The sequence below is a fragment of the Spiroplasma endosymbiont of Glossina fuscipes fuscipes genome (assembly GCF_049669535.1).
Lineage (GTDB): Bacteria > Bacillota_I > Bacilli_A > Mycoplasmatales > Mycoplasmataceae > Spiroplasma.
Map to the genome: position 1 here is coordinate 1,252,605 of NZ_CP187162.1, position 26,751 is coordinate 1,279,355.

Annotated in this window: 33 protein-coding genes and 1 pseudogene; 18 read left to right on the forward strand and 16 right to left on the reverse strand. The window is 26.4% G+C overall.

Features of this window, described 5'->3' with window-relative positions; translation table 4 throughout:
- Window positions 1-35: 35 nt before the first annotated feature.
- The 5 genes from dnaJ to ACOBWH_RS07600 form a co-directional block, all read right to left on the reverse strand.
- On the reverse strand, window positions 36-1,166 hold the full coding sequence (gene dnaJ / locus ACOBWH_RS07580) for a molecular chaperone DnaJ (RefSeq protein ID WP_424526351.1): 1,131 nt from the start codon (window positions 1,164-1,166) through the stop codon (window positions 36-38).
- 66 nt (window positions 1,167-1,232) lie between these two features.
- Window positions 1,233-3,014, reverse strand: coding sequence for a molecular chaperone DnaK (dnaK, locus tag ACOBWH_RS07585; RefSeq protein ID WP_424526352.1), 1,782 nt, complete (start codon window positions 3,012-3,014; stop codon window positions 1,233-1,235).
- A 31-nt stretch (window positions 3,015-3,045) separates the two neighbouring features.
- On the reverse strand, window positions 3,046-3,666 hold the full coding sequence (locus tag ACOBWH_RS07590; protein WP_424526353.1) for a nucleotide exchange factor GrpE: 621 nt from the start codon (window positions 3,664-3,666) through the stop codon (window positions 3,046-3,048).
- Window positions 3,659-4,705 carry a heat-inducible transcriptional repressor HrcA gene (gene hrcA / locus ACOBWH_RS07595; protein ID WP_424526354.1) on the reverse strand — a complete coding sequence of 349 codons (1,047 nt, stop codon included), beginning with the start codon at window positions 4,703-4,705 and terminating at the stop codon, window positions 3,659-3,661. Before hrcA ends, ACOBWH_RS07590 begins: the two co-directional genes overlap by 8 nt.
- A 100-nt stretch (window positions 4,706-4,805) precedes the next feature.
- Window positions 4,806-6,947, reverse strand: coding sequence for an ATP-dependent Clp protease ATP-binding subunit (locus ACOBWH_RS07600; RefSeq protein ID WP_424526355.1), 2,142 nt, complete (start codon window positions 6,945-6,947; stop codon window positions 4,806-4,808).
- A gap of 185 nt (window positions 6,948-7,132) precedes the next feature.
- Here ACOBWH_RS07600 and ACOBWH_RS07605 point away from each other — a divergent pair, with 185 nt between their 5' ends.
- Entirely contained in the window at window positions 7,133-7,996 is an 864-nt protein-coding gene (locus ACOBWH_RS07605) for a Cof-type HAD-IIB family hydrolase (RefSeq protein WP_424526356.1), read from the forward strand.
- 20 nt (window positions 7,997-8,016) lie between these two features.
- On the opposite strand, the gene ACOBWH_RS07610 is transcribed toward ACOBWH_RS07605, so the two are convergent.
- The 6 genes from ACOBWH_RS07610 to ACOBWH_RS07635 form a co-directional block, all read right to left on the reverse strand.
- Entirely contained in the window at window positions 8,017-8,472 is a 456-nt protein-coding gene (locus ACOBWH_RS07610) for a hypothetical protein (RefSeq protein WP_424526357.1), read from the reverse strand.
- Complete coding sequence (locus tag ACOBWH_RS07615) at window positions 8,465-9,004, reverse strand: hypothetical protein (protein ID WP_424526358.1); 540 nt, start codon at window positions 9,002-9,004, stop codon at window positions 8,465-8,467. Before ACOBWH_RS07615 ends, ACOBWH_RS07610 begins: the two co-directional genes overlap by 8 nt.
- A 285-nt stretch (window positions 9,005-9,289) precedes the next feature.
- Window positions 9,290-9,568: a hypothetical protein gene (locus tag ACOBWH_RS07620; protein ID WP_424526359.1), complete on the reverse strand. Its 279-nt coding sequence runs from the start codon at window positions 9,566-9,568 to the stop codon at window positions 9,290-9,292.
- A 154-nt stretch (window positions 9,569-9,722) separates the two neighbouring features.
- Window positions 9,723-10,514, reverse strand: a complete 792-nt coding sequence (locus tag ACOBWH_RS07625; RefSeq protein WP_070407117.1) for an aldo/keto reductase family protein — start codon at window positions 10,512-10,514, stop codon at window positions 9,723-9,725.
- 180 nt (window positions 10,515-10,694) lie between these two features.
- Window positions 10,695-11,207 (reverse strand): fructose-bisphosphatase class II, encoded by a 513-nt coding sequence (locus tag ACOBWH_RS07630; protein ID WP_424526360.1) that lies wholly within the window; start codon window positions 11,205-11,207, stop codon window positions 10,695-10,697.
- Between the two features lie 163 nt (window positions 11,208-11,370).
- Window positions 11,371-12,336 carry an IS30 family transposase gene (locus tag ACOBWH_RS07635; protein ID WP_424526361.1) on the reverse strand — a complete coding sequence of 322 codons (966 nt, stop codon included), beginning with the start codon at window positions 12,334-12,336 and terminating at the stop codon, window positions 11,371-11,373.
- A gap of 119 nt (window positions 12,337-12,455) precedes the next feature.
- On the opposite strand from ACOBWH_RS07635, the gene ACOBWH_RS07640 reads away from it, so the two are divergent.
- Together ACOBWH_RS07640 and ACOBWH_RS07645 are read left to right on the forward strand one after the other, a co-directional pair.
- On the forward strand, window positions 12,456-12,593 hold the full coding sequence (locus ACOBWH_RS07640) for a lipoprotein (RefSeq protein WP_424526362.1): 138 nt from the start codon (window positions 12,456-12,458) through the stop codon (window positions 12,591-12,593).
- Between the two features lie 74 nt (window positions 12,594-12,667).
- Window positions 12,668-12,889: a hypothetical protein gene (locus tag ACOBWH_RS07645; RefSeq protein ID WP_424526363.1), complete on the forward strand. Its 222-nt coding sequence runs from the start codon at window positions 12,668-12,670 to the stop codon at window positions 12,887-12,889.
- Between the two features lie 20 nt (window positions 12,890-12,909).
- Here ACOBWH_RS07645 and ACOBWH_RS07650 read toward each other — a convergent pair.
- Window positions 12,910-13,242, reverse strand: a pseudogene (locus ACOBWH_RS07650) (spiroplasma phage ORF1-like family protein); the annotation flags it as partial.
- A 570-nt stretch (window positions 13,243-13,812) separates the two neighbouring features.
- On the opposite strand from ACOBWH_RS07650, the gene ACOBWH_RS07655 reads away from it, so the two are divergent.
- Genes ACOBWH_RS07655 through ACOBWH_RS07710 form a run of 12 tightly spaced genes read left to right on the forward strand, consistent with a single transcriptional unit; the run spans window position 13,813 to window position 18,802 of the window.
- Window positions 13,813-13,992 (forward strand): hypothetical protein, encoded by a 180-nt coding sequence (locus tag ACOBWH_RS07655; RefSeq protein ID WP_424526364.1) that lies wholly within the window; start codon window positions 13,813-13,815, stop codon window positions 13,990-13,992.
- Window position 13,993: 1 nt separating this feature from the next.
- Window positions 13,994-14,185 carry a hypothetical protein gene (locus ACOBWH_RS07660; protein ID WP_424526365.1) on the forward strand — a complete coding sequence of 64 codons (192 nt, stop codon included), beginning with the start codon at window positions 13,994-13,996 and terminating at the stop codon, window positions 14,183-14,185.
- Between the two features lie 28 nt (window positions 14,186-14,213).
- Window positions 14,214-14,369 carry a hypothetical protein gene (locus ACOBWH_RS07665; RefSeq protein ID WP_424525579.1) on the forward strand — a complete coding sequence of 52 codons (156 nt, stop codon included), beginning with the start codon at window positions 14,214-14,216 and terminating at the stop codon, window positions 14,367-14,369.
- Window positions 14,369-15,157: a hypothetical protein gene (locus ACOBWH_RS07670; RefSeq protein WP_424526366.1), complete on the forward strand. Its 789-nt coding sequence runs from the start codon at window positions 14,369-14,371 to the stop codon at window positions 15,155-15,157. Before ACOBWH_RS07665 ends, ACOBWH_RS07670 begins: the two co-directional genes overlap by 1 nt.
- Window positions 15,158-15,159: 2 nt before the next feature.
- The gene (locus ACOBWH_RS07675) at window positions 15,160-15,336 is read left to right on the forward strand and encodes a hypothetical protein (RefSeq protein ID WP_424526367.1); all 177 of its coding nucleotides are present in this window, start codon (window positions 15,160-15,162) and stop codon (window positions 15,334-15,336) included.
- Between the two features lie 3 nt (window positions 15,337-15,339).
- A complete protein-coding gene (locus ACOBWH_RS07680; RefSeq protein ID WP_424526368.1) occupies window positions 15,340-16,254 on the forward strand; it encodes a recombinase RecT in 915 nt (304 codons plus the stop codon).
- Entirely contained in the window at window positions 16,239-16,715 is a 477-nt protein-coding gene (locus tag ACOBWH_RS07685) for a hypothetical protein (protein WP_424526369.1), read from the forward strand. Before ACOBWH_RS07680 ends, ACOBWH_RS07685 begins: the two co-directional genes overlap by 16 nt.
- On the forward strand, window positions 16,705-17,478 hold the full coding sequence (locus ACOBWH_RS07690) for a DNA-methyltransferase (protein ID WP_424526370.1): 774 nt from the start codon (window positions 16,705-16,707) through the stop codon (window positions 17,476-17,478). Before ACOBWH_RS07685 ends, ACOBWH_RS07690 begins: the two co-directional genes overlap by 11 nt.
- Window positions 17,453-17,974 (forward strand): ECF transporter S component, encoded by a 522-nt coding sequence (locus ACOBWH_RS07695; RefSeq protein WP_424526371.1) that lies wholly within the window; start codon window positions 17,453-17,455, stop codon window positions 17,972-17,974. Before ACOBWH_RS07690 ends, ACOBWH_RS07695 begins: the two co-directional genes overlap by 26 nt.
- A 1-nt stretch (window position 17,975) precedes the next feature.
- Entirely contained in the window at window positions 17,976-18,134 is a 159-nt protein-coding gene (locus ACOBWH_RS07700) for a hypothetical protein (protein WP_424526372.1), read from the forward strand.
- Complete coding sequence (locus tag ACOBWH_RS07705) at window positions 18,127-18,624, forward strand: Panacea domain-containing protein (protein ID WP_424526373.1); 498 nt, start codon at window positions 18,127-18,129, stop codon at window positions 18,622-18,624. The genes ACOBWH_RS07700 and ACOBWH_RS07705 overlap by 8 nt, the downstream gene beginning before the upstream one ends.
- Window positions 18,617-18,802 carry a hypothetical protein gene (locus ACOBWH_RS07710; protein ID WP_424526374.1) on the forward strand — a complete coding sequence of 62 codons (186 nt, stop codon included), beginning with the start codon at window positions 18,617-18,619 and terminating at the stop codon, window positions 18,800-18,802. Before ACOBWH_RS07705 ends, ACOBWH_RS07710 begins: the two co-directional genes overlap by 8 nt.
- 30 nt (window positions 18,803-18,832) lie before the next feature.
- On the opposite strand, the gene ACOBWH_RS07715 is transcribed toward ACOBWH_RS07710, so the two are convergent.
- Window positions 18,833-20,137: a hypothetical protein gene (locus ACOBWH_RS07715; RefSeq protein ID WP_424526375.1), complete on the reverse strand. Its 1,305-nt coding sequence runs from the start codon at window positions 20,135-20,137 to the stop codon at window positions 18,833-18,835.
- Window positions 20,138-20,182: 45 nt separating this feature from the next.
- Complete coding sequence (locus ACOBWH_RS07720; protein WP_424526376.1) at window positions 20,183-20,521, reverse strand: hypothetical protein; 339 nt, start codon at window positions 20,519-20,521, stop codon at window positions 20,183-20,185.
- A gap of 117 nt (window positions 20,522-20,638) precedes the next feature.
- Between ACOBWH_RS07720 and ACOBWH_RS07725 the strand changes: the two genes are divergently transcribed.
- The 3 genes from ACOBWH_RS07725 to ACOBWH_RS07735 all read left to right on the forward strand — a co-directional run bounded on the left by ACOBWH_RS07725 (window position 20,639) and on the right by ACOBWH_RS07735 (window position 22,372).
- Window positions 20,639-20,764 carry a hypothetical protein gene (locus tag ACOBWH_RS07725; protein ID WP_424526377.1) on the forward strand — a complete coding sequence of 42 codons (126 nt, stop codon included), beginning with the start codon at window positions 20,639-20,641 and terminating at the stop codon, window positions 20,762-20,764.
- A 210-nt stretch (window positions 20,765-20,974) separates the two neighbouring features.
- On the forward strand, window positions 20,975-21,445 hold the full coding sequence (locus tag ACOBWH_RS07730; protein ID WP_424526378.1) for a Panacea domain-containing protein: 471 nt from the start codon (window positions 20,975-20,977) through the stop codon (window positions 21,443-21,445).
- Between the two features lie 471 nt (window positions 21,446-21,916).
- Complete coding sequence (locus ACOBWH_RS07735; protein ID WP_424526379.1) at window positions 21,917-22,372, forward strand: lipoprotein; 456 nt, start codon at window positions 21,917-21,919, stop codon at window positions 22,370-22,372.
- Between the two features lie 25 nt (window positions 22,373-22,397).
- Here ACOBWH_RS07735 and ACOBWH_RS07740 read toward each other — a convergent pair whose 3' ends face one another.
- On the reverse strand, window positions 22,398-25,286 hold the full coding sequence (locus ACOBWH_RS07740; RefSeq protein ID WP_424526380.1) for a hypothetical protein: 2,889 nt from the start codon (window positions 25,284-25,286) through the stop codon (window positions 22,398-22,400).
- Window positions 25,286-26,701, reverse strand: coding sequence for a hypothetical protein (locus ACOBWH_RS07745; protein WP_424526381.1), 1,416 nt, complete (start codon window positions 26,699-26,701; stop codon window positions 25,286-25,288). Before ACOBWH_RS07745 ends, ACOBWH_RS07740 begins: the two co-directional genes overlap by 1 nt.
- Window positions 26,702-26,751 lie beyond the last annotated feature (50 nt).

Genomic DNA, 26,751 nt, shown 5'->3' on the forward strand with positions numbered 1-26,751 from the left:
AGGATTTAAAATTAATTTTAAATCCTTTTTATTTACTATAAATCTTCATAGAAATTATCGGTAATTTGAAATGAACTAATATCTTTTAATTCTTGCAGTTTTGTTTTTTCCTCAGTAGATAGTTTAGTAGGAATTGCAACGATAACATTAACAATTAAATCACCACGTCTACTAGATGTTGGACCTTTAAAAAAACCATGGTTTGGAATACTAAAAACACTATTTGTTTTTGTGTTTGCTGGTAATTTTAAATGAACATCACCATCAAAAGTTGGCACTTTAATTTCAGCTCCCAATAATGCGTCTAAATAAGAAACTGGTAAATCTAAGTGTAAATTATCATTAACCCGTTTAAAATATTTATTTGGTTTAATGGAAATTTCTAAATAAAGATCGCCACGAGGGCCACTATTTAAACCATAATTTCCTTTTTCCAGAATTCGTAATTGTTGGTTTTCATAAATTGATTTTGGTAGTTCAATTTCAACAACTTCTTTCCCACGATAATGACCTTGACCTTTACATTTTGGACATTTACTTGTAACAACTTTCCCACGCCCCTTACAATCAGGACAAGGTTGTTGGGATTGAATTACTCCAAACAAACTACGTTGTTCAATATTGACATATCCATATCCATCACAAGTTGTACAAGTGTGAATATCTTTTTTCGGATCTTTTGCCCCTGTCCCATCACAGGCTTCACAAGTTTTATCAACATTCAAATCAAGTTTGACTGTTTTTCCAAACATTTGTTCCTTTAAAGTAACTGTAACACGTGCTGCAACATTTTCTCCTTTAATTGGTTGGTTACTAAATCCACGACGTTTCTTAGCACCACCACCAAAAAAGTTTTCAAAAATATCACCAAAACCACCAGAAAAAATATCTTCAAAACCATCACCACTACTAAAGCCTTGACTAAAGCCACCAAAACTATTTGGATCATTTCCAGCATGGCCAAACTGATCATAGTTCCGACGTTTATTTGGATCAGATAATACTTCATAAGCTTCATTAACTTCTTTAAATTTTGCTTCAGCATCCTTTTCTTTTGAAACATCCGGGTGATATTTTTTTGCTAGTTGCCGAAATGCCCGCTTAATTTCATCATCGGTTGCATTTCGGTTTACACCTAGTACATCGTAATAGTCTCGTTTCCCCATTTTACCATCTTCCTACTTTCCTTTTTAAAGAAAAGATAACTAAAATAATTTTAGTCATCATTATTGTTATTTATCTTTCTTTTCATCATCTTCAGTAATTTCTGGTTCAGATTGTTCACCTTGATGATCATTCATATATTTTGAAGCATCAGCCATTGCTTGTTCAAGCCCCGCCATTTTTGCTTCTAATCCGGCATAATCTTCTTTTTCTAATAACTCTTTAATTTCTTTAACCATTTCTTCAGATGTTTTTAATTGTTCAGCATCCATTTTATCTTTGTTTGTTTCTAATGCTTGACTAATTATCGCAACATATGATTCAGCTTTATTACGTAATTCAATGTTTTTTAATTTTTGTTCATCTTTATCTTTATTTTTTTCAGCTTCATCAACCATACGTTGAATTTCTTCATCGGTTAATCCACCACCATTAGTAATTGTAACAGATTGTTCTTTGTTTGTTTTTAAATCTTTTGCTGTTACTGACACAATTCCATTAGCATCAATTGAGAACTTAACTTCAATTTGTGGCATTCCTTTTGGTGCGGGGTCAATTCCTGATAATTGGAAACGACCCAATGTTTTATTATCACCAGCCATTTTACGTTCTCCTTGTAAAACATGAATGTCAACCGCCGGTTGGTTATCAGCAGCAGTTGAAAACACTTGTGCTTTTGAAGTTGGAATTGTTGTATTTCGAGGGATTAACACAGTTGATACTCCTCCTAATGTTTCAATTCCTAATGATAATGGTGTTACATCTAATAATAAAACATCTTTTACATCACCCGCTAAAACTCCTCCTTGAATTGCTGCTCCAATTGCAACAACTTCATCAGGATTAATCGTACGGTTTGGTTCTTTTCCTAATTCACGTTTAATAACTTCTTGTACAGCTGGAATTCTTGTACTTCCACCAACTAATAATACTTGGTCTAGCTCACTAGCTTTTAACTTTGCATCAGCTAATGCTTTACGAACAGGTTCAACAGTACGGTCAACAAGGCTTTTTGTCATTTCGTCAAATTTTGCTCTTGTTAAAGTTAAATTTAAGTGTAATGGATTTCCATCACGAGCAGTAATAAAAGGTGCCGCAATTTCTGTTTGTAATTGTGAAGACAGATTTTTCTTTGCCTTTTCAGCTTCTTCTTTTAACCGTTGCATTGCCATTTTATCTGTTTTTAAATCAATGTTATTATCCTTTTTAAATTCTTCAACCATTCATTTAATGATAACATCATCAAAGTCATCTCCTCCTAAATGGTTATCACCAGCAGTTGATAAAACCTCAAAAGTTCCGTCAGCTAAATCTAAGATTGAAACGTCAAATGTTCCTCCTCCTAAGTCATAAACTAACACTTTTTGTTCTTTATCAACTTTATCAATTCCATAAGCTAACGCCGCTGCGGTTGGTTCATTAATAATTCGTTCAACATCTAATCCCGCAATTTTTCCGGCATCTTTTGTTGCTTGGCGTTGCGCATCATTAAAATATGCTGGAACAGTAATAACTGCTTTTGATACTTTTTGCCCTAATTTTTTTTCAGCATAACTTTTTAAGTAACGTAAGATTTCTGCTGAAATTTGTTCCGGACTATAATCTTTGCTATTAACATGAACTTTATCAGCTGTCCCCATCTTTCTTTTAATTGAACTAATTGTGTTTGGGTTAGTTACTGCTTGACGTTTCGCAGCATCTCCAACAATAATTTCATCATTTTTAAATGAAACAACCGATGGTGTTGTACGTTGCCCTTCTGGGTTTTCTAAAACTTTAAATTCGTTTCCTTCCATAACAGCAACACATGAATTTGTTGTTCCTAAATCAATTCCAATAATTTTTGACATAATATCTCTTTCCTTTCTCTCTCCAATATTGTTATTTTGCTACTTGCACTGATGCATGTCGTAAGACACGATCATGAATCATATATCCTTTTTGCATAATTTGAACAATGCATCCTGAATCAACATCATTTGATTCAACAATCTCAATTGCCGCATGGAGGTTAGAATTAAAACGTTCTCCCACTTTTGTCTCCATTGCTGTAATTCCTTCTTCTTCAAAAACCGTTTTAAACATACGGTGAATCATTTCAAATCCAGTTAAAAAGTTTTTGACCTCCGGTGTAACGTTTGTAACTTGTAATGCTCGCTCAAAATTATCTAATGTTGGCAATAATTTTTCTGCCATTCCTGCGGCACGATAAAGCTTAATATCTGCTACTTCAGCATGAATTCTTTTCTTTAAGTTTTCCCCATCGGCTAATGCTAATAACTTTTCTTCTCGTAATCGCATATTATCTTTTAATAATAAATCAATTTCTTGTTCTAAATCTTCAATAATAGCCAAGTTATTTGCCTCAACTGTTGGTGTTTCAGCTTCTAATGATGCTGAATCCGAGGTCGCCGCTTGGGTATTAGCTAATTCTTCCCGTAGTTTTTCAATTTTTTCTTTTAATTGGTTTGGTGAAGATTTGTCATTTTTTTCATTACTCATTAATCTCAACCTTTCTATCTTCTTTTTGATATGCTTCTCTAATGCGGTTTGCTAATCACTCTAATACTTCGTAGAGCTTATCATATTCCAACCGCTTTGGTCCCACCAAAGCAATTCCCCCTTCTTGCATATCATCAACTTTATATGTTGTTGTTAATAATGCCATATCGTCATTATTAAATCCTGTTTCATTTCCAATTTGAATGGAAACCAAATCTTCATTTGGATTATCTTGTTGTTTTTTAAAATAATCAAACGGGGAAATTGTTTCAATAAAGCGAATGATTTGTTTAATTCGTTCTGGATTATTATACTCAGGATTTTGTAACATATATTGTAAACCATGAGTTGAATAACTTGGCTTAACAATGCTTGTTACAGCATTCGCAAATTGTTTTAAAATATATTCATAGTGTTTAACTTGTTGTTCTAAGATTGGCCGAATAACATCAAACTTAGCAGTAATATCAGTTATTTTGGTGTTTTCTAACCGACTATTGAATAATTCAATTGAAATTTGTAAATCGTTAATTGAACTATTGTCATCAATATTAAATAATTTGTTTTCAACATGGCCATTTGTTAAAACAAAGACAACAACAGCTTGGGTCGCAGAAATTGGCAATAACTCAATTTTCTTTAGCATCTCTTCTTTAAAATTTGGACCAACAACAACCGTTGTTAAATTTGTCATTTCACTTAAAATTTGACCTGTTTGATCAAGAATATCATTAATTGACATATTACGATCAACAAATAATGCTTCAATGCGGTCTTTAATATCATCAATATTTTTTTCATCCATTAGATTATCAACATAATAACGATATCCTCTTGTTGATGGAATTCGTCCCGATGAAGCATGTTCTTTTTCTAAAAAACCTTCTTTTTCTAAAATTGCACATTCATTCCGAATTGTGGCAGAAGAAGAATCTATTAAGGGTGAAGCCATAATAGCTTTACTTCCAACAGGCTGCACTGTTTTTGTGTATTCTTCCACAATTACTTTTAAGATGTTTTCTTGTCGTTGGGTTAACACCACCAGCACCTCCTAATTCCAATTCTTATTTAAATTTGGCAATTAACACTAAATAGTGCTAACAATAATATTATAAATTATCATTCTTAAAATGCAAGTGCTAATTTAATTTTGTACTGTTTTTAATAACCATTTTGTTATTGGCAAAATCAATCGTATATGATTTTCCTTCTTGAATTTCTTCAGAAATAATAGCATGTGCAATTAATGATTCAAGGTTTCGTTGAATATAACGTTTGATTGGTCGAGCACCAAATTCACGATCATATCCTTCATTTAAAATTTTTTCTAAAACAGCTTCTGAATAAGTAATACGAATATTTTTATTATTTTCAATTCGTTGCGTTAATTCCGATAATTCTTTTTCAATAATTTCTTTAATCACTTCTTTAGATAAAGCATTAAAGGTTATAACATTGTCAATTCGGTTTAAAAATTCTGGTTTAAATTTTTTAGCTAATTCTTTTTGAATTAATAAACCAACTCCCTCATTGTTTTCATTTAATAAATATTCCGACCCAATGTTTGAAGTCATAATAATAATTGTATTTTTAAAATCAACTGTTTTTCCTAGCGAATCAGTTAAACGACCATCTTCTAAAATCTGTAAAAGAATATTCAGGATATCGGGGTGGGCCTTTTCAATTTCATCAAATAAAACAATTGAATATGGATTACGACGAACAGCTTCTGTCAATTGTCCCCCTTGTTCATGACCAACATAACCTGGCGGCGCGCCAATTAACTTACTAACAGAATGCTTTTCCATATATTCTGACATATCTAAACGTACCATCTGTTTTTCTGAGTTAAACAAAACATAAGCTAAGCTACGAGCAACTTCAGTTTTTCCAACCCCAGTTGGACCCAAAAATAAGAAACTACCAATTGGTTTGTTGGGATCTTTAATACCACTACGACTACGAATAATTGCATCGGAAACTGCATCAATTGCCTCGTTTTGACCACGAACACGACGACATAAAATCTTATTTAAATTCATTAGTTTTGCTTTTTCGGTTTCAACTAAGCGGTCAACAAGAATTCCTGTTCATTTTCCAACAATTGCTGCAATTTCACGTTCAGTTACATCTTCTTTTAACAAGTGTGACTCAGAAGCACTTTTTTCTTGCTCGTGTAATTGTTGTTCTAACTTTGGCAATAAGGCGTATTGAATTTCTCCCGCACGATTAAAATCACCGCGTAATTGAGTTTGTTCTAATTCTTTTTTTAATTGTTCAACTTCTGATTTTAAATTTTTTAATTTAGTAATACTTTCTTTTTCGGAATTTCACTGAATTTCTAATTTTTCTTGTTTTGCTTTTAATGGTTTTAATTCATTTGCAATATCAACTAACCGTTCATTAGAAGCTTTATCGGTTTCTTTTTGTAAAGCGGCTTTTTCAATTTCTAATTGAACAACACGGCGATTTAAATTATCTAACTCAGTTGGCACTGATGCAATTTCTGTTTTGATTGTTGCTGATGCCTCATCAATTAAGTCAATTGCTTTATCTGGTAAAAAACGATCAGTAATATAACGTGATGATAAGTTAACAGCAGCTACTAAGGCATTATCATGAATTTTAACCCCATGAAAAGTTTCAAAGCGTTCTTTTAAGCCACGCAAAATTGAAATACTTTCATCAATTGTTGATTCAGCAACCATGACTTTTTGAAAACGACGTTCTAAAGCAGCATCTTTTTCAATATATAAACGATGTTCATCTAATGTTGTGGCACCAATACAATGTAACTCACCACGAGCTAACATTGGTTTTAGTAAATTACTAGCGTCCATACTTCCTTGGGTTTTTCCAGCACCAATAATTAAATGTAATTCATCAATAAATAAAATAATATCACCATTTGATTCTTTTACTTTATTCATTACCGCTTTTAAACGTTCTTCAAATTCTCCTTGGAATTTAGCTCCCGCAATTAAGGCCCCCATATCTAATTCATAAATGGTTTTATTTTGTAAATTACTAGGGATATCACCTTTAACAATTCGTTGTGCTAATCCTTCAACAATCGCAGTTTTCCCAACTCCCGGTTCTCCAATTAAGACCGGATTATTTTTTGTTCTACGAGATAAAATTCGGACTACCCGGTTAATTTCGTCTTCACGCCCAATAATTGGATCTAATTTTCCAACAATTGCTTCTTTATTAAGATTTTTAGTAAATTTTTCAAGAACCTTTGGATCTTTCCCTGGCTCATATTGTTGTGCAAATTCCATAAAGTACCCTCCTCTTTTAGCACTCTCACTCTTTGTCTGCTAATTTAATATTTATATCTTATCATAGTTGTTAGCAAAGTCAACTAAATAGTGCTAAAATTTTAAAAATAATTTAATTACAAAAATATTAGATATAATAAGAGATAAAGGGAAAAGAAAAAACTTATTTTTAGAAAGGAGTACCAATGAAATTACAACACTTAGATAAAAAACGTTTAATTTTAATTGATTTAGATGGTACAACATTAATGAACGATGGTAAAACAATCCATCCAAAAACCCAAGAAGTAATTAAAAAAGCTGTTAATGTTGGCCATAAAGTATGTATTATTACTGGTCGTCCGCACCGAGCAAGTATTCGCTTTTATCGCGAATTAGGGTTAGATACATTATTAACAAATTTTGATGGTGGTCATATTCATGACCCTTTAAAACGTGAGTTTAAACGATTAGTTTTCTCAATTGCATATGATGTAATTATAAGTATTATTAATCACCCCCATGTTAAGGACAATGTTGAAAATGTTTTAATAGAACATTATGATAAAGCAATTTGTTGAAAAAAAGATGAAGCAATTGAAAACTACTTCCATCTTGATGACGTTGCTGATGATGAATATTTTATTGCTGACCCTTATAATTCTTGAAAAGGTCCCGCTAGTAATATGGCGTTATATTTGAGCGGCACTAATAAAACAGATGAAGTATTAAGAATGTTTGAAAACTTCAAAAACTCTGTTCGAATTAATATTGGTCACTATAGTAGTAAGCAAAGCCAAACAATGATTAATATTACAAATAAACTTGTTTCAAAAGGATTTGCCGCTGATATTTTAGCGCAATACTATAATGTTGATATTCGCGATGTTATTGCCTTTGGGGATGAAATGAATGACTTAGAATTATTACAAAATGTTGGTTATGGCGTTGCAATGAAAAACGGTAATGATAATTTAAAAACTAATGCTCGTGGGATTACCCACTTAACTAATGATGAAGGCGGCGTTGGGGATTATTTAGAAAAATTACTAAACGGTGAAAACGTTTAAAAAAGGGCTAATGCCCTTTTTTAAATTAAATAATAATTTTTAAAATACGTCCCATAAAATTCATTAAGAATTTGTCAATTTAAACCTTTTTGATTATCTGGAGTTAGTAACCATTGGGCAAAACCTTCTGCAAACAATTCCACGTTTCCTCCGGTGCGACCATAACCAGATTGAATAAATGATCAAGCCGCTAATTGTTGTTGAAACGGTGCATTGTTACTAATTCCAACTCGTTTTCCTAAGTAGCGAACTAATACATCATTTGGACTATAAATAAATCCCCGAATAAAACTTGATGTTTTATCTTTAACTGGAGTACAGCGCCCAGTTGTTGGAGTAATATTATGGTTAAAACGAAGACGATTATTTGGTCAAACTCAAGCATAATTTGAAATTGCATGCCCTATTTCATGAACAAAGGTTGAAATATTAGTTGCTGTTGAATGAAACCCAATTTGATATTGAACCTTACTCATTTGTGCTTGTAACGAATGCTCAGTAAACATTAAACATCAAGTTAGCAAAACTAATTAAATTATTACGAAATGGCAATTGTTCTTTATCATCTAAAGCTAACACCATCTCTTCTAATTGATATGGATAAAACTTATTATTTGTTAAACCATTAACTACATCCGCAATTGTATTAAATTGAATCACTGCTTTTTTCTGATTAAATGCTGCTACAATTTTAGCATCTGCTTGATAAAGCATATTATTTCCCCAGCGGTCAATGAAAGCTCAATCATTAGCACTAAGTTGTCTCATTTTACTAGTTGTCTGAGCTAAATTTTTAAATGTTGCACTTACTAATTGACTATTATTATGGCGAGTTAAATCTATTTTTTGTTTGCTATGATCAGAATATAATAAACAGTCACTATATTCAGCATAATTAATTTCATTATTGCTTTTTAGGACACTTCAAAATAATCATGCAAACAATACTGCTAACCCTAAACTCACAATTAAAATTGCAATCATTGTAATATTTTTCGTTCTTCTCATAACCATTCCCCTTTAATAAGATTAAGTTTATTATTTATAAAAATTGATAAAATATTACATTATATTTTATATAATTATACCAAAAAATGCTTTAAATTGGAATACCTTGTTGGTATGTATTGCTCTTAACCATCTAAAAAAGTTTTAATGCAAAAAAACATCCGAAACAAAACGGATGTTAAAACATTAATATAAACAAGATGATAGTGGCTATTAGAGTGCTCTAATAACCATTTTGATTGTAGCATTTGAGGTTAAAAAACTATTTTCTAATAAAGAAAAATATTAATCATTATTTTCTTCATCATCTTCTGACAAGTTTTTGATTTTCTTTTTATCAATTTTAACTCACCCAAAAGTTTGTTTTTTTTGATTCATTTGTAATCAGATATGATAATTTGGATCTGTTGGATTATTTGCTGCTTTTCGTAACTTTAATTTTTGCTCTAATGTTAAATTACTAGGATCAAAATATTCACCTTCACCTGCATATTGATCACCATCAATTGCTGCTTTTGCTTTTTTAGCTGCTGCTAAAATTTCAGCCATCGTTTTTTCTGCCATTATATCCCTCCAGTATGATACCATTAATAGTAATATTATAACATTCTTTAAAGATAACCCCTTAGTTACCTACATAATTATTAAAAAAGAAAAATAACTTTATTACTTTTCTTGTTTCAAATTATCAACTAATAATTTCAATATTACCGTTGAATTAAATTCCATCAAATGTTTCAGCATAAACATTATCATACATATTTAAGTTTTGTAACAATTGAATTGTCTTTTTTGTTAACTTAATTTTTTCAATACTATTATTTTCTTTAATATGTTCTAATGTTTCTGCTTTCACAATTGGTTGAATACTAAAATATTTAATTCACACTAAAACCAATTGGGCGACGGTACAATTATATTTTTTTGCTTCCGTAATTAAAATTTGGTTTTCTAAAACCTTCGTAATTGGCGAATATGCCTGAACTAAAATATTTTTATCCTGACAATATTGTACCCGATCTCAGCGTTGATTAAAGGGACTAAATTCAATTTGATTAATGTTAGGATAAATCCCTGTTTTCTCAAATAAAACTTCAATCATATCTTTATCAAAGTTGCTAACACCAACGACACGAATTAAACCCTGTGCCTTACATTTTAATAATTCAACATAAGCTTTAATTGTTTTGTGAAAATTCATATTTGGACGATGAATTAAAACAATATCTAAATAATTAACATCTAGTCGTTTTAAAGCCCCCAGTACCGCATTTGTTGTATTCTCTGTTTCAATATCATCACATCAAATTTTTGTTTCAATAATAACATCTTCTCTTTTTGCATTATTAGTAATTAAATATTTTTTAATTGCTTGGCCAACCATTTCTTCATTCTGATAAACTTTAGCAGTATCAATAATTTTATAACCATTTTGTAAGGCATTAATAATTGCCTCTTCTTTTTTTAAAAATAAAGTCCCAAATGCAATTTTTTCTAAACGAAATGGCATCTTTCCAACCTCCTCTAAATTATTTACTATATTTGTTTAATAAATCCTGAACATTATTTGTTATTGGATATTTTGAAATAATTTGATGATAAATATTATTGTAACCAATAAAAGAATGGACAACATATTCATGATCAATGATTTGTAATGGTTTTAAAACAGTTCCACCCGTTAAACTAGCTACAAAAACATTGCTTCTTCATCAGCAACTAAGTCCCGTTCGGAAAAAATTGTATCATAACTAATTTTCTTGTGTGCTAATGCTTGTTGTTCAATCTTCATCCGATCTTTAGTTTCACTTTCATTTGGTCAAACTTGTTCATATGCTGTTAAACGTGCAAACATTTTATAGTTAGTTGCAATTGCTAATGCTCCCATTAAAACACCTTCTAGCGCACCACCAATTCCATATAAAAAATCCGCTTTTTTTAGTACAACATCAATTGCCCCCAAAACATCATCCTCATTAATTAATTCAACATGAATTCCTAATGCTTGCATTGTCTTAATAATTGCTTGATGACGAGGTTTATTTAGAATAATACATGATAAATTTTGTTTGATATTTAATAAAGTTAATATGATTTTCTCAATTGGTTGAGAAAAATCAATCGTTGCTCCTAAGTCTTCTGATAATAATAATTTTTCCATATACATTTCTGGAATTTGTAACATTGTATCAATTGGAATCATGTAAAATGAAATGCAACAAATCTTATTAATCAAATAATATAATAAAAATCATAAAAAATCAATTATAAATTTTCAAAAATTAAAATATTTATAATTTTTACTTTATTTTAAGCACACTTAGCCATACTAAAAAATAATTTATTAAGTTAAGTAATAAATTTATTTAAAAATTCTCTAAAAATACCTCTTTTGATGTTCTTCAATTTAAAATAGGCCTTAATTTATCATTTATAACATTAACTACTCAATTTATTTTTTGTTGACTAACATTATTAAAATCAGTTCCCTTAGGATATCATTCTCTAAGTTCAGAATTCATATATTCAATTAGTGGTTTTTGCTGTGGTGAACCCGGATCGCAAAAATAAACTTGTGTTTCAGCAAATATTTCTAATTCTCTTCATTTACTAAATTCTTTTCCTCTATCGGTTATTATTCCTTTAATTTTCCCAATTAAATTATTACTTATAACAATATCTTTAAACTTTTCTACAACTTCATTAGCAGTATGATTTTTTAATTTCATTACAAAGTAATTTTTACTTAATTGTTCTACTAAAACTAAATTACTAGATTGATGGTCTTTACCAACTACTGTATCCATTTCAAATCAACCAGCATTAATTTTTTTATTTTCAATATCTCATATTGATTTAAAATTAGTTAATTTACCACGATTATCAAATTTTCCTTTTGTTTTATATTTTTTACCATGATAACGTAAATTCTGTTTTAAAAAACCATAAAAACCTAAATAAATTCATTTATACAATGTTTTAACACAAACAGGAAATTTAATACCAAACTTTAAAAAATAACGATGGATAAGTTGTGATGGAGAATCACGATAAACATTAAATCTTATATTAATAAAATTTAATTGTTTTTCTGTAAACTTATATCTTTTATTATTCTTTTTTCTTTTCTCATAATACATTTTATCTGACTTATAAGCACTATATTCATCAATAGTTTTAAAACGCTTAATTTCTCGTAAAATAGTACTACGATGTCTGTTCAAACATTTAGCAATTTGTGAAATATTTATTTCACCATTCTTTTTTAAAAATAATTTGGATAATAATTTTTCCAATTTAACCTTATCAATAAAACTTAAATGACTATACATAACATTTATATACCTTTCATTAATTTATAAATTTAATATTAAAATTATTTAATACATTATTGATATATGATATAATTAATTATAGCATTCAAGTAATTTTAATAAAGGAGAAGTAAAATATGAAAAAATGACTTAGCATTTTAGGAACAATCGGATTAACAGCAACAAGTACAACAACATTAATTAGTTGTCAAAAACCAAATAACAATGAAAACGGGGGGGTAATAAGCCAAATCCTAAACCAGAAAAACCACTAAAAAATAGTAGTTGAAAAATAGTAAGTGGTACATTTAATAATGAATTTAATACGAGAAATAATAAATGATATATAATGTCTGCAAGAAAACCTAAGACCACTGATGATTGAAGAATTATTAAATTTCAAAATAATGATATTGATAAACCATTTGGTAATGTATGAAATAATAGTGTTGCATTAGATAGAGAATGATATTCTGTTGCAGAATTATATAGATGAGACGGAGTATTAGAACCAATAACTTTACCATTAATTGATGTAAAAAATGGGAAAATTATTGATTGAAACGAATAAAAGGACTTTGCAAGTCCTTTTTAAATTAATCGAACAAATTTCATAAAAATAATTAATAGGAATATATTTGTTATTGTATTATATAATACTGGACTAAATTTTCACACTTCGAATGTTTGATTAAAAAAACTATATATTGTTTGAAATATTTTTCCAACACCACTTGCTAACTCATTCACTTGTTTTACACCCGGAATATTATTTACAATTCAAATTGCAGCATTTCGAATATGACATGCTAAATTATATCAACTACAACTTTCATATTGTGCTTGTCATCATTGCCCGTCAGGAAACAATCCACCATTATTTATTTCTTGTCAATTATAAATACCAAAATTAAAATTGTAGAATAAAGGATGAAGTAGGACAAAACAACTCTTATTAAGGGTTGTTTTTTTATTTGAAATAAAACAACTTTAAAAATTAAATATATTGGCTCTACAATTATTTAATTTACAATTACATATTTTTTAAGGGAAGATTCCCCAGCAAGGCATTTTGCCGGTATGAAATCATTAGAGCTGTTAACTTGTTTTTTTGCGATTTTGTAAATTATTAATAACTTTGATTAAGATAAACAGATAGTTCTGTATTCATAACTTTTAACTAACAAGAAAAAAATAAAATCGTGTGCGTAGAGGTTGAAGAACTTTTAAGAACTGGGCAAGGATTTCTTAATTAATCTACTAGTGGGGACTTGATGAGAAGGTACTTACAACTACAAGTAACTACAAATTGTAGAACATTGTAGTTAATATACCAACAATTACCAAAAATTACAGGAGGTATATATGAAAAAGTTAAATAAAAAAACTATTAATAAATTAAATGAATTAATGCTTAAAAGTTATTCAGTATCATTTGAAGATATGACTGATGAACATTGAGCATTAGGTAAACAGAATTAGGAGAATTAAATTATGAATAAAAGATATTTATTAGTAATTAAACAAGCATATAGCATTGATACTTTATCATTTTATACAAAAAAAGAAGCTGAAATTAATAGCAAAAATTATAACCTTTATGGAAATAAGGTTGTGATTTTAGATTTAGAAGATAAAAATATTGAATGATTATGTGAAAAAGGATGTGAATAATATGAACTTAAAAGATTTATTAAATGAAATGTTTGATAATTACCCAGATTGTTATAGAGATTATGGTTTAGCAATTATGGATCGTTATGAAATTGAAGTTGAAAAGAAAAAATTAACACCTGAAGAAATTGATAATCTTACTCATTTATATTTTGATAAACCCAAAAATAATTATATTGTAAATGAAGATTAATACTTATTTTAGAAAGGATGATTAAAAAATGAGTAAATATGCTAGTAAAGATTGAATTAAGAAACATTCAAAAGATGGATTATATCTAAGTTATAATGAAAATTATATTTTTTGTCCAACTCATCGAAAAATGTTAAAAGTTGTAATTAATGATTTAAAAAAATTGATTGGAGATGATAAATAATGAATGATGTAGTTAAAAATATAGTAAATAATATTACATTTCAATTTCCTTTAAAAGGAGATGATTTTAAAAATGCAAGTCTTTTAGCGTATAATATTCAAAAAATTGAAGAAGAAAATAAACAAGAATTAACTGAGTATATTTTTAGACATATTAATCATTATGCATTAAATGGTTATCAAGATGTTCATTTAAAAGATATTCCAAGTGCTATTACTAAAAATAATTTTGTTTTTAAAGAATGATTAGAACCTATTCAAAAATTATTAGATGAACATAATAGAATTGGTAAAATAATTACTAATTATAGAAATTATATTGAAAGATACAGAGTTGAAATTAATAATAATTTGACACAAGCTAGCAAACAAAAACAACAAGAGTTTTTAAAAGAACAAGAATTAAAAAAGCAAGAATTAATTGAAAAAGCAAATAATTTAACTGTTGATATGGGTTTAGATATAGACCAAATTCAAGATGAACAAGTTCGTGTAATGGAAAAAATTGAAGAAATTGATAAATCACTTGATCCAAAACAATTAAAAAAAGTTGGTATTAATATTATTAAAGATAAATTATTAATTAAAGATATTGAATTAATTGGTATTAATGATGATTTTTTACAAAATGCAGATAAATTAGAACTTATTAATTTAATTAAAAATTATTTAATTATTGATGAAAAAATTGTTAAAAATGAAATTAAAGACCAATGAGATAGTAATGCCGATGTAAATACTATTGGAGTTAAAGGTATTAATTTTAAAATAAATAAAGGAGAAAAATAAATATGTTAGAAGATACTAAAAGAGAAATAAAAAATATTATTGATGATATAGATACTTTAAAAAATGAGATTGATTATTACGAAGATGCAGAAACAACAGAAGATATGGATTTTGGTGGTTGATATAAAAGTTTTATAAATATTATTATCCAATTAGAAGAAATAATTAAGGAGGATTAAAATATGGCAAATATGATTGATTTTTTAAAAGAAGAAAAAGCAACTCAATGAATTAAAAGTAAATTTTCTAATGAAAGTGAAATTGCTAGATTTAAAAGTAATTTAGTAGCTATTTCTAACAGCAATGATTTATTACAAAAAGCAAGTCCTGCAACAATTATGACTGCTTGTTATCAAGGTGTTTTATTAAATTTACCTATGGAAAAGCAATTTGGTTATGCTTATGTCGTTCCATATAATACTAAAATAACAAGAATTATTAATGGTCGTGAAATCCAAGAATGAGTTAATCAAGCACAATTTCAAATGGGTTATAAGGGTTATATTCAATTAGCACAAAGAAGTGGTCAATATTTAGATATGTCAGTATCTGATGTCAGAAATGGTGAATTAGTAAATTATGATCGTTTAAAAGGTACTACTTTTAATTGAATACAAGATGAAGATGAAAGAGAAAAATTATCAATTATAGGTTATGTAGCATATTTTAAAATGGTTAATGGTTTTGAAAAAACTTTATATATGACAAAAGAACAAATGGAAAATCATTTTATGAAATACTCTAAAACTTATGCTAAAAATAAATCATTTTATATTGCTAGTTTTGATGAAATGGCATTAAAAACAGTATTAACTAGTTTATTAAGAAAATGAGGTATTATGTCTGTTGAATTACAACAAGCATATAAATCAGATCAAGCCGTTATTACGACTAATGATGAAAAGATTTATATTGATAATGATATTACTGTCGCCAAAAATAAGGGGCAGATGAGCGATGAACCATTATCAAATAATATAAATACCCCATCTTATACAGAAATAGCGAACACAAACGATAATGTAGTTAAAGAAGAAGATATATCAAATGTAGTACCAGCAGTTAATAACAATGATGAAGAATGAGCAACTTGATAAAAATTGGTATTGACCCATCAGGAACTGGTACTACCGCTATTGCTATTTTTGAAGATAATAAACTTATTAGAAAAGAATTGTTTGATAATAAAGATTGAAAATGTCATGCTACTTATATTATTGAAATTATTTGAGAATATCTATATCAAAATGAAATTATAAATATTGAAAATTGCTTATATACAAATGCTAATGGTTCAAAAGACCGCGATGATTTATTAAGATTATTAGGTGTTGTTGAAAAACAATTTTGAAATAGTATTAATTGAGTATCACCAAAACATACTAAATCAGTTGTTAAAAATATGGAAAATTTAAGTAAATATAATGATAATTGTTTATGAGAATTTGAAAAAGATGTTAATTTAACTTATGAATATGGTAAAGGTTGATTCTATAATAATGAAAAAATAAGTAATCATCTCCGCGATGCAATTATTATTGCTAATTATGAAAACTAAGTTAGGTCAATTAATACTTGGTGACAGTTTAGAAATTTTAAAAACAATACCTGATAAAAGTATTGATTTAATATTAACTGATCCACCTTACCTTTACCCTGATATTGCTAAAAAATTAGAAAATAAAGAAAAACATATTGAATATAATAAAAGAATTATTAGTAACCCAAATACATCAAATGTTCAATATCAAATTAGAAAGAGAGAAATTGAATTTCTTGAGGGCGAATTTGTAAATAATATTGATATAAAGTCATATTTTAAAGAATGAATGCGAATTTGTAAAAAACCAAATATGATTATTTATTTATCAAAACAACAATTAAAAAAATATTTAATTGAAATTGAAAATTATAATTTAAAGTTTGAATTAATAATTTATCAAAAAACAAATGATGTACCTAGTAATAATGCATATCGTAAAGATAAAGAATTATGTTTATATATTTATAATAAACCAATTTCTTATAGTAATGTTTGAAATCAAGATATGCAAACTGTTTATCAAATTACTAATAGTAATAATCAATATGCGGGTGAAATTAAACACCCTACTGTTAAAGATATTAATTTAATTAAATTACAAATTAATAAACATAGTAAAGTTGGTGACACAGTATTAGATTGTTTTTTAGGCAGCGGCACAACTGCATTAGCTTGTGAACAATTAAAACGGCGTTGAATTGGTATAGAAATAAACGAAAAATATTATAAATTAGTAAAAGAGCGATTAAAATATGTCCAACCAAGTTTATTTAATTAAAAAAATAACTTATGTATCAATTTTAATTGCAATGATGGTTGTATTATCGCAAACAATGCGAATACAAATTATTCCAAGAACATCAATTCCAATATTTTTAATTCCTATTTTTATAAGCGGATTTATTTTAAATTGATATTGATGTTTGTTAATTGGATTTATGGGCCATTTTCTATCAGATTTAACATTATGAGGTTTTACCTTAGGATCATTATGCTGAAATATTGGTACAGGTTTATTGGCAATTTTAATTAAACTAATTAATTTAATTAAAATAAATCATATTATTAAAATTATTCTAATTTTATTAACAAACATAATTATTTATACGCCAATTGATTTTATTCTTTTTTGATTAAATTTTGGAGTTTTAAATATAGAACAAATAATTATCGGAATATTAATTACAAATACCATATGTTTACCATTATTTTATTTAATAAGCATTAAAATAAGTAAAAAACTAAATATTAAGTTAATTAAAGGAGATAAATAAAATGGCAAAAAAAATAATTCGTAATATTAATGTTTATTTAAATAAAGAACAAGAAAAAGTTTGAAATGAATTACCTGAATTATATACTAATAGTCAAAAAATACAGCATTTTATTAATTATTATATTATAAATAATAAAGGAGGAAATGATAATGAATAAAGTAAAATATAAAATTAACAACGATATTATTTTTTCTATCACAAAGTATTTAGTTGAAAAATATAATATTAAAGAACCTGTTAAATTACAAAAAATTTTATATTTTTTATATTTAGATTATTTAAAACAATATGATGAAAAATTATTTGATGATGAATTTGAAGCATGGATTTATGGTCCAGTTATAAGAAAAATTTTTAACCATATAAGATATAATGGATATAATTTTATTGAAATAGAAAGTTATACTGATAAATATTTAGAAATAGAAAAAATACAATACTTAACAGATGAAAAAGTGAAAAATTTTATTAATGAAAATATAAAAAAATACATAAATATGTCATCAATAGAATTAGTAGAAAAAACTCGTGATTCATTACCATGAATAAAAGCAAGAAAAAATTTAGGGCCACACGATATATCAAAAAATAAATTATTATTTAAAGATATTCAAGAATTTACAAAAGGCAACAATGATAATGAATAACTATATATTATGTTATAAAACCTTACAAGGTAATAGGCCTTGTAAAACACCATTAGGTAATTATATTACTGGATCAGATATTGAAGATATAGATATTAAATCAACTGAATATTGAGAATATTATAAAAGTACTTATGGGGAAAAGAATTTAATTATATTAAAAACAAATAAAAAATAACCAATTAAGGTTATTTTTTAAATTTAATAATTAACTCACCAATTTTCTATAAAGTATTATATTTTGAAGTATATCTTTACCAAAATTTCCAAATGATATATTTCCATATTTAGTATTTATTCTTACGATTAAATTATTATCTTGTGTTGGAATATATCTTGTTCATTCAATAGCACCAATATAATTTATAGGTGTTTCAATAGCGGGAGTTAAGGTAATATTCTGTTGATACTTATAAATTGCTCATAATTTATATTGATATTTTGTTTTATTAAAATCTTTAATAAAATATTGTGACCCATCTGGAATAAAATCACTAATATCAACTACTTCTCAATCATTACCACCGCTAATTGAAATATCACCATTACCTAATAATGAATTACCATTAATAGTTTTAATATTTGTACCGCTTACTAATTTATCTTGTTTAGTATTAATATCTTGTGATGTTTTTACAATATATTTATTATTAACTTTATCAATATAATCTTTATTTAAATCACTATCTTTAATAACATCTGATGGAATTTGACCATCTTGTTTTGTTTTTCAAACACCATTTTCATTATAAATTGTATAATTATCAAATGGAACTGATAATTCATTATTAGAATTATATATCACTGATTTATTATCAATTTTAATATTTTTAAAATAATTATCAATATATTTTGCTAATAATTCTTGTGATATTTCAATTTGTCATATACCACTTTTTTCAGTATCTACTCAAGGAATAATAGATAAAGTATTAGATCTAAATATACTATTTTTCCATACATATTTAGCATCAGCTTCACTTAACATAATTGGTCTATCTTTATGATTAGTATCAGGGCGACCAAATCAAGTATAATATTCATTTTTAAAACCATAATTATCAGAATTTATTTTAGTTATAGTTTGTGATTTATAAAACTTTGCTTTTTCTAATAAACTTATAACATCAGGGGAGAATTCAATTTTCATATTACTAGGATATGTATAACTTGCGACACCATCACTACTATTTTCACCACCACTAGAATATTCAATCCCAGTTCTTATTAAATATTGAGTTTGTAAACAACAAGCAATTTTTACATAATTAATGCGTTTTTTATCAATTTCACTATTTGGATCAAGTAAAAGAAACTCCGTTTCTAAACGATAACCACAAATACTATCTAATTGTAAACTTGCTCTTGTAATTCCCTCAATTAAATAATTTGAAATATTATCATCATAAAGTTTTTCCCCATATTGTGCTACTAATTTATCAAAACCCTCTCAATTTTTAAACTCTTCTAATGTTATTAATTTAAAACTTTCTAATTTTGTTATATCTGCCATAATTTCACCTCTTTGCATCATCATTATAAACAAAAAAAGTCTTTTTTAGACTTTAATTGTTTTATTAGATAACTTAATATCTTTTTTAGAAATTGATTTTTTGGCTCTTTGTACTTTAACAATTTGATTAAACTCATCTTCACTAATAGGTTTATTTGTTTCTAATGTTTGTGCTCATTCTGTATTACCAAGACCCAAAGTATTAGCAGTTTGAATTAAACCTAAATGAATAGCATCTAATGTTTCTTGTCCTACTACTTTATTTGTAGATAATTTAAGTTTATTTTTCATTACTTTTTTAATTAAAAGTTCTAATCCTTTATAACCTAAAATACCACCAAAAGCAATTCCAACGCCAATACCAATTAAAATTTCATAACTCATATTTTATCTTCCTTTCTTTAATTTTACGACACCATCTTAACATCACCATAAAATTTGTCCACCACTTATTTAAAAAACATGTTAAGATGATGACGATCAAGAAAAGAGGTAATAAAAATGAGTACTTTTAAAAATAGTTATGCAACTAATAAAATTAAAATAGAAATTGAATTCACCAATAGTGAAGAAGCTATTAATTTTCTAAAAATATACGAAGAAGAAACAAAAAAAGAGGAAAAATAACAATTTTCTCTTTTTTTATTTATAGTATCGCACAGACTATTGACTGGCGAGGTTTCTTTTCTTTATTTAAACTTGCAAGTAGAACCTAGAATAACTCGCAACATCACTTGCTATTTAATTATAGCATTTTTTATTGTATAATTATATTAATAAGGGGTGGAAAATATGGAGAAAATAAAGAATACAATAACAAAAGATTTAATAATTTAAATGCTTTCTGAATTTAAACAAATTCAAGAATCATATAATATTAATGAAGAAGAAATTGTACGATTATCAAATTTAGAAATTCAAAAATTATTATATTTTATAAATGGAAATTATTATGCCAAATTTGGTAAAAAGTTAATTAGTGATAAATTTGAAGCATGAAAATATGGTCCTGTAATACCACACATATATCATTGATTAAGAGAAAATAAAAATAATAAAATTTATATTGATATTAATGACAATGAAATTATTAAAATTATAAATAAATTTTCTAAACATTTTAATGAAGAAGAGATTAAATTTATTAAAAAAATATTTAATTTTTATTCTAAATTTTCAGTTTATCAATTAGTAAATTTATCTCATGAAGGTCCTTGACAATTAACAAATGAAAATGAAGAAATTAAAGATGAATTAATTAAAGAATATTTTTCAAAAGAATTATGCAGAATCCAGAATTTTATTTAGCAGATAAGGATATGTCTAAAAAACCATTTTTTAATTTTACATTTTTAAAAAATAATATAAAAAAGCAAGAAAATAAAAAAATACTAGATAAAATATATAGAGTTTCTCAACATACAATTAAAAAATTATTTTATAGCTTTATTCTTAGATTATAAGAAAAATGCACAAAAATAGTTTACAAATATTTATATTTATATATAATTTAATTACAGATAAGTCAAAAATTAATAACATTTCTGTTCTTTTTATATCATTTAAAGAGTTAAATATAGACTTGTCAAATTGTCGGCCAGAGTCTAGTCGGTAAATACTTCTAGAAACAAAGTTGCTGGTGTGTTCTTAGAGAGCAGGCAAGCTGCCCGACAAAAAAGAGATTATTAAATCTCTTTTTTTATGGAATAAAATTAAATAATTATTGACATTAACTATGTTGATGGTATGATGATGACATTAAAGGGAGGAAAATTCTACATGAAAAAGATATTAAGTATTTTAGGTGCAATTAGTTTAGTAGGAACAAGCACAACAAGTTTAATAAGTTGTGAAGAAAAAAAATGTAAAAATAAAATTATTGGAAATTTAAAAGAAATGTGTTCTTCAAATAAACCTTTTCACAAAGATGATAATAAATGATACTTTGTTATTGCAAGAGGAGAAAATACTAAATGAAATATTATTAAATTCCAAAACAACAATAAAATTAAAGATATTTATACATCTGATAAATATGATATTAAATTAAATATGGGTAGCAGAAATTATTCTGGTTTAGTAATATGAATTAAAAAAGATGATAAAAAATTTCCTCATACTTGAGGACAAGACAAAGGTGAATATTTTAAAAATGTTTATCAATGATTAGGTAATAATGAACCAACCAATAATGATATTCCGAAAATTAATGATGATGGAAATATTATAATATAAAAAAATAGAGTTTTATCTCTATTTTTTATTTTTGTTTTAAACTAATAAGTCCTGAACCTTGTGAATATACATTAAAATGTGCTTTTAATATTCTTGTGTTACTAAATGATTGTTTCCCTTTAATACCTAATTTATATAAAACTCGCATTTTTAATTTAACATCATCATTGTAAAATACAACTTGTGTTTTAAAATGATAACCATCTTTATATTGTTCAAAAGGATATTGATAATCTCTTAAATATTCAAAAACAGTAAGTCCACTTGAATTTATATTTTCAATTTTTATCGTTGTATTAGTACCTAATGATTCTTCTCAATTAAAAGATGGATCAACACTATTAGAACTTATTTTTATTGTTCCATTAATTGAAAATGTAAAATTATCATAATTATCTTGTACTTGTTTCCATTCAGTTGCACCAAATTGTGAAAAATCAAATAATACTATATCTTGGGAATATGGTTTTTCATCTTTTGTACCACCTTGTAAATTATCTTCTGCTGAAACATCAATAGTGGTATCAGATTTTTTAAAATCAACAGTGACTGGATAAAAATTAATACTTGGTGGTGGGTCTGGTAATTTAACAGGTCAATCGTGTACAATATCATCATCGATGTATTGGTCTAAATAACTAAGTGAATAAAGAGTTAATCAATCTCGTACTGAATTATTATATAAACTTGTAGTTTGTAAACTAACAAAATAACTCATAATTGAATATGGGTCATATATATCAATATCATCAGAAAACATATAAATACGACAGGCAGTTTTACCTAAATTATAAAAACCAACTGCATCAATTATATATCTACCACTGCCAACAATATCAGTTAATAAATTTTCACTTTCCATTGTTGGTAAAGATACTGTTTCTTCATTAATTAAATAAATACTATCTTCATTATTAAATGATTGAGGTATCATAACACTACTAATTCTATAATTTTTGCCATATTCTGTTTTAGTTTTTTTAGATCAACTTGATGCTGTTATTTTATCAGTTAAAGTAAATGCTCAACTTGTATTACTTGCACTAGCACCAATAATATCATTTACTTCATCTTGTGTATTATATCTAAAAGCATCTAAGGGGATATTACCTTGATTTTTTGCTTGTGGACGCGTACTATCTTCAACAATAGGTCAATAACTTTCATCATAAAATGTATAATTTGCTTTACCAATAAATAAGGGAATTCCTGTTTTAATATTTGGATATAAATTATTAGTATTATTATCAATAGTTTTTCAATAAATCGGAATACCTAAACTTATTGCATTTAAAAATTTACCAACAATAGGTATATCACGCTGAGTTCATGCAATACTTTCAGTAATATCTATTGGCAAACTAATAATATGATTAACCATAATACTAAATAAATTTAACATATCTTTTAATTGCCCACGATTTTTACTTGGGTTAATTGTATTATATCCAATATCAACATTATATTTAAAATAACCATTTGCTCGTACATCAAAATCTTTAATAACTTTATTACCTTTATAATTTAAAGCAACATCTTTAACAGTTAAATTATTAGGATTAGTTGCTTGTGTTAATTTTCTATCTGTATTCAAATAACCCTCATAATTCTTTTTAATTTCTTGGTTAGATTGTGCTTGTTTTCTTTTTAATCAATTATCATATTGACCATTAATAGCAGGAATACCATTTGTTAATAAATAAGTAGTTAATGGTTTAGATGATTTTGTTAAACTATCTGCTACTGGCATTTTTAAATTATCAATAAATAATCTACGCTGTGGATATACTTTTTCATTTCATTTCCCTAAATTTTCAATCGGGCGACCAAAAATAACTGGTGCAGTAAAACCATTATTACCTAATAAAGTTAATTGAATACTTTTAATACCATTATCACCAGTAAATTTCTCGTTAATTTCATAATCTTTTGGAATACCTAAATCATCTCATATTATTTTAGGAATTACATAGCCTTCACCTGGTGCTGAAAATTGTACGAATTGCTGAATAGTTTGCCCAGTAGTATTAATATAATCTTTAACATAACTAAAAGTAATATTTCAATATACTAATTCATTTAGGTCATTATATTTTGGTTGAGCATTTGATATAAACATTAATAAATTATCATCAACATCTTCTTTATCAGATTGTAAAGGAACTAAATAAAATCTTAAAAAATCTTCTCTTTGAAAATTATAAGTAGTTTCAACCGTAATTGTACGATCAAGATATCAAGCATTATATTCGCCAAAATATTCTTCACCACCTAATTTAGAAAACTCAACAGTATCATTAATATTAACAATATGACATTTATAAGCATCACCTTTAAATTTTCTTTTAATAGCAAAATTATCTAATGCTTTATTAATTTTTTGTAAATTTATAACATAAACATTATAATTTAAATATTCATCTGAATTAATTCAATTTCAAACATCATTAACGCTAAAAGATTGATTAATTTCTGAATTAGTAAATATTTGATCTTTTTCATTTCATAAATAATTTAATTCACCATTATTAAAATAACTTATTTTATCTGTTAAACTTTTTTTAAAATCATCAATAGAATAAGTAAATCAATATTTTTCTTTTTGTAAAAAATCATAATTTCAAATATCAGGTATATGTCTAGATCTAATTTTAATTGCATTTTTTCATTGTGCTATAATTCCCTCTTTACCTGTAAATATTTGTGACATTTGTGTAAAGTTTTGTGGTACTCCATTATTAGGTTGAAAACCTTTATCAGTAATATTTACTAAACCAGTTTTAATAATAAATGGGAAAAAGAAATAATTACTTTTAATATCAATATCTAATTTAGTTAAATCAGATCGAACACTATTATCCATTATTCTTTCATTTAAGTTTTTAAAAATACTATTAATATTAGGTACTTGCATTATTGTATATCTCCTTTAATATCTTCTTCTCTTGTTTGATTATCATCATCAATATAACTCATTTCTTGCTCTAATTGTTCTTTTTGCTCTGTTTTAATTTCTTCATACATCATTCTTGCTTTTTTAGTTGTCACCTTATCTTGCTTATGAATTGCCTCAATATGAGTAATAGTTCCATTATTTAATCGTTTATCAATAACATCAGCTTGTGTAATATCATCAACAATATCAATATCTATAAATTCTATTGTATAAGGTCTAACATTATCATTATTTGGATTATCATCATTTAAGTTATCTCATTTTTTATAATCTCTAAATATATAATCAAATAATCGATATAATTTTGGTAATCTTAATGTTCTTTTATTTTTTGTAGTTTGAATATCATTTTTACCATTCATTAAAGATTGAGTTTTATTAGTATAAGTTTCACCAGTAAAATTATCATAATCATATCCTGCACCATTAAATATCATTTTCATAGAATAATCACTATCAATAGTTATTTCAGTATAATTTTGTTGAGCATGAATTAAACCCATTCCACTATTACCAGTTAAATTAGCATAACCTTGTACTGTACTAGTAATAATAGCATCAGCACTTACTAATTCTTCTGAACCTTTACCGTTATCAACAAGTGAATGAGTAGTATCTTTTTGTCCTATAAAATGAGTACGGTTAATAATTCTTTCAATTCTTTTATAATAAATATTATCTTGAACATCTTTAATTAAATTAAATACTGGTAAGCAATTAGGAACACAATCAACAGTAGTTTTAGTACCATGCACTAATTTAGGCAAATTAATAAATTCAACAATAGGTAAAATATCAATACCAGTGTCGTATTCCATTGTAGAAACTGGTTTTAATTTACTTTCTAATTCACCATAAGTTTGTCATACCCCAATTTCTAAATCTTTTGCTGTATAGTAAATTATTTTTGCTTTTCTAGGATAAAATTGTACTCTTTGATATCACATATAATCAGATTGTGCAGGTAATATTCACATTTCCGCATATTGTTCTATTTCTGAATATTTAGCAATACGAACATTTGAACCAATCGGGGCAACATCAATCGTTAAATCATCAGTTTCTGTTTTTAATAAATACATTACACTACGCCCGTATAAACTATTTGCTAATTCATTTTGATATAATTTTGAATAAACATAGTTTTTCTCATATCATTCTTCTATTCAATCTTGCGTATCATCATTATCACAATTAAACATTAAGCCTTGCCCAATAGTTAACGGAGCCGCTTTTCTATTAGCAATAATTCAAGGAATATCAATATAATATTTTTGTTCTTGCAATATTTTATATTTTCCTGTTTCTAAATAACTTAAATATTCAGGCTTATTAATTAATTCATTAAAATTTATTTCTTGTTTATCTTGCATTTTTACACCTCTTTTTGTCATCACCCATTATATAATCACCATAAGGAGAG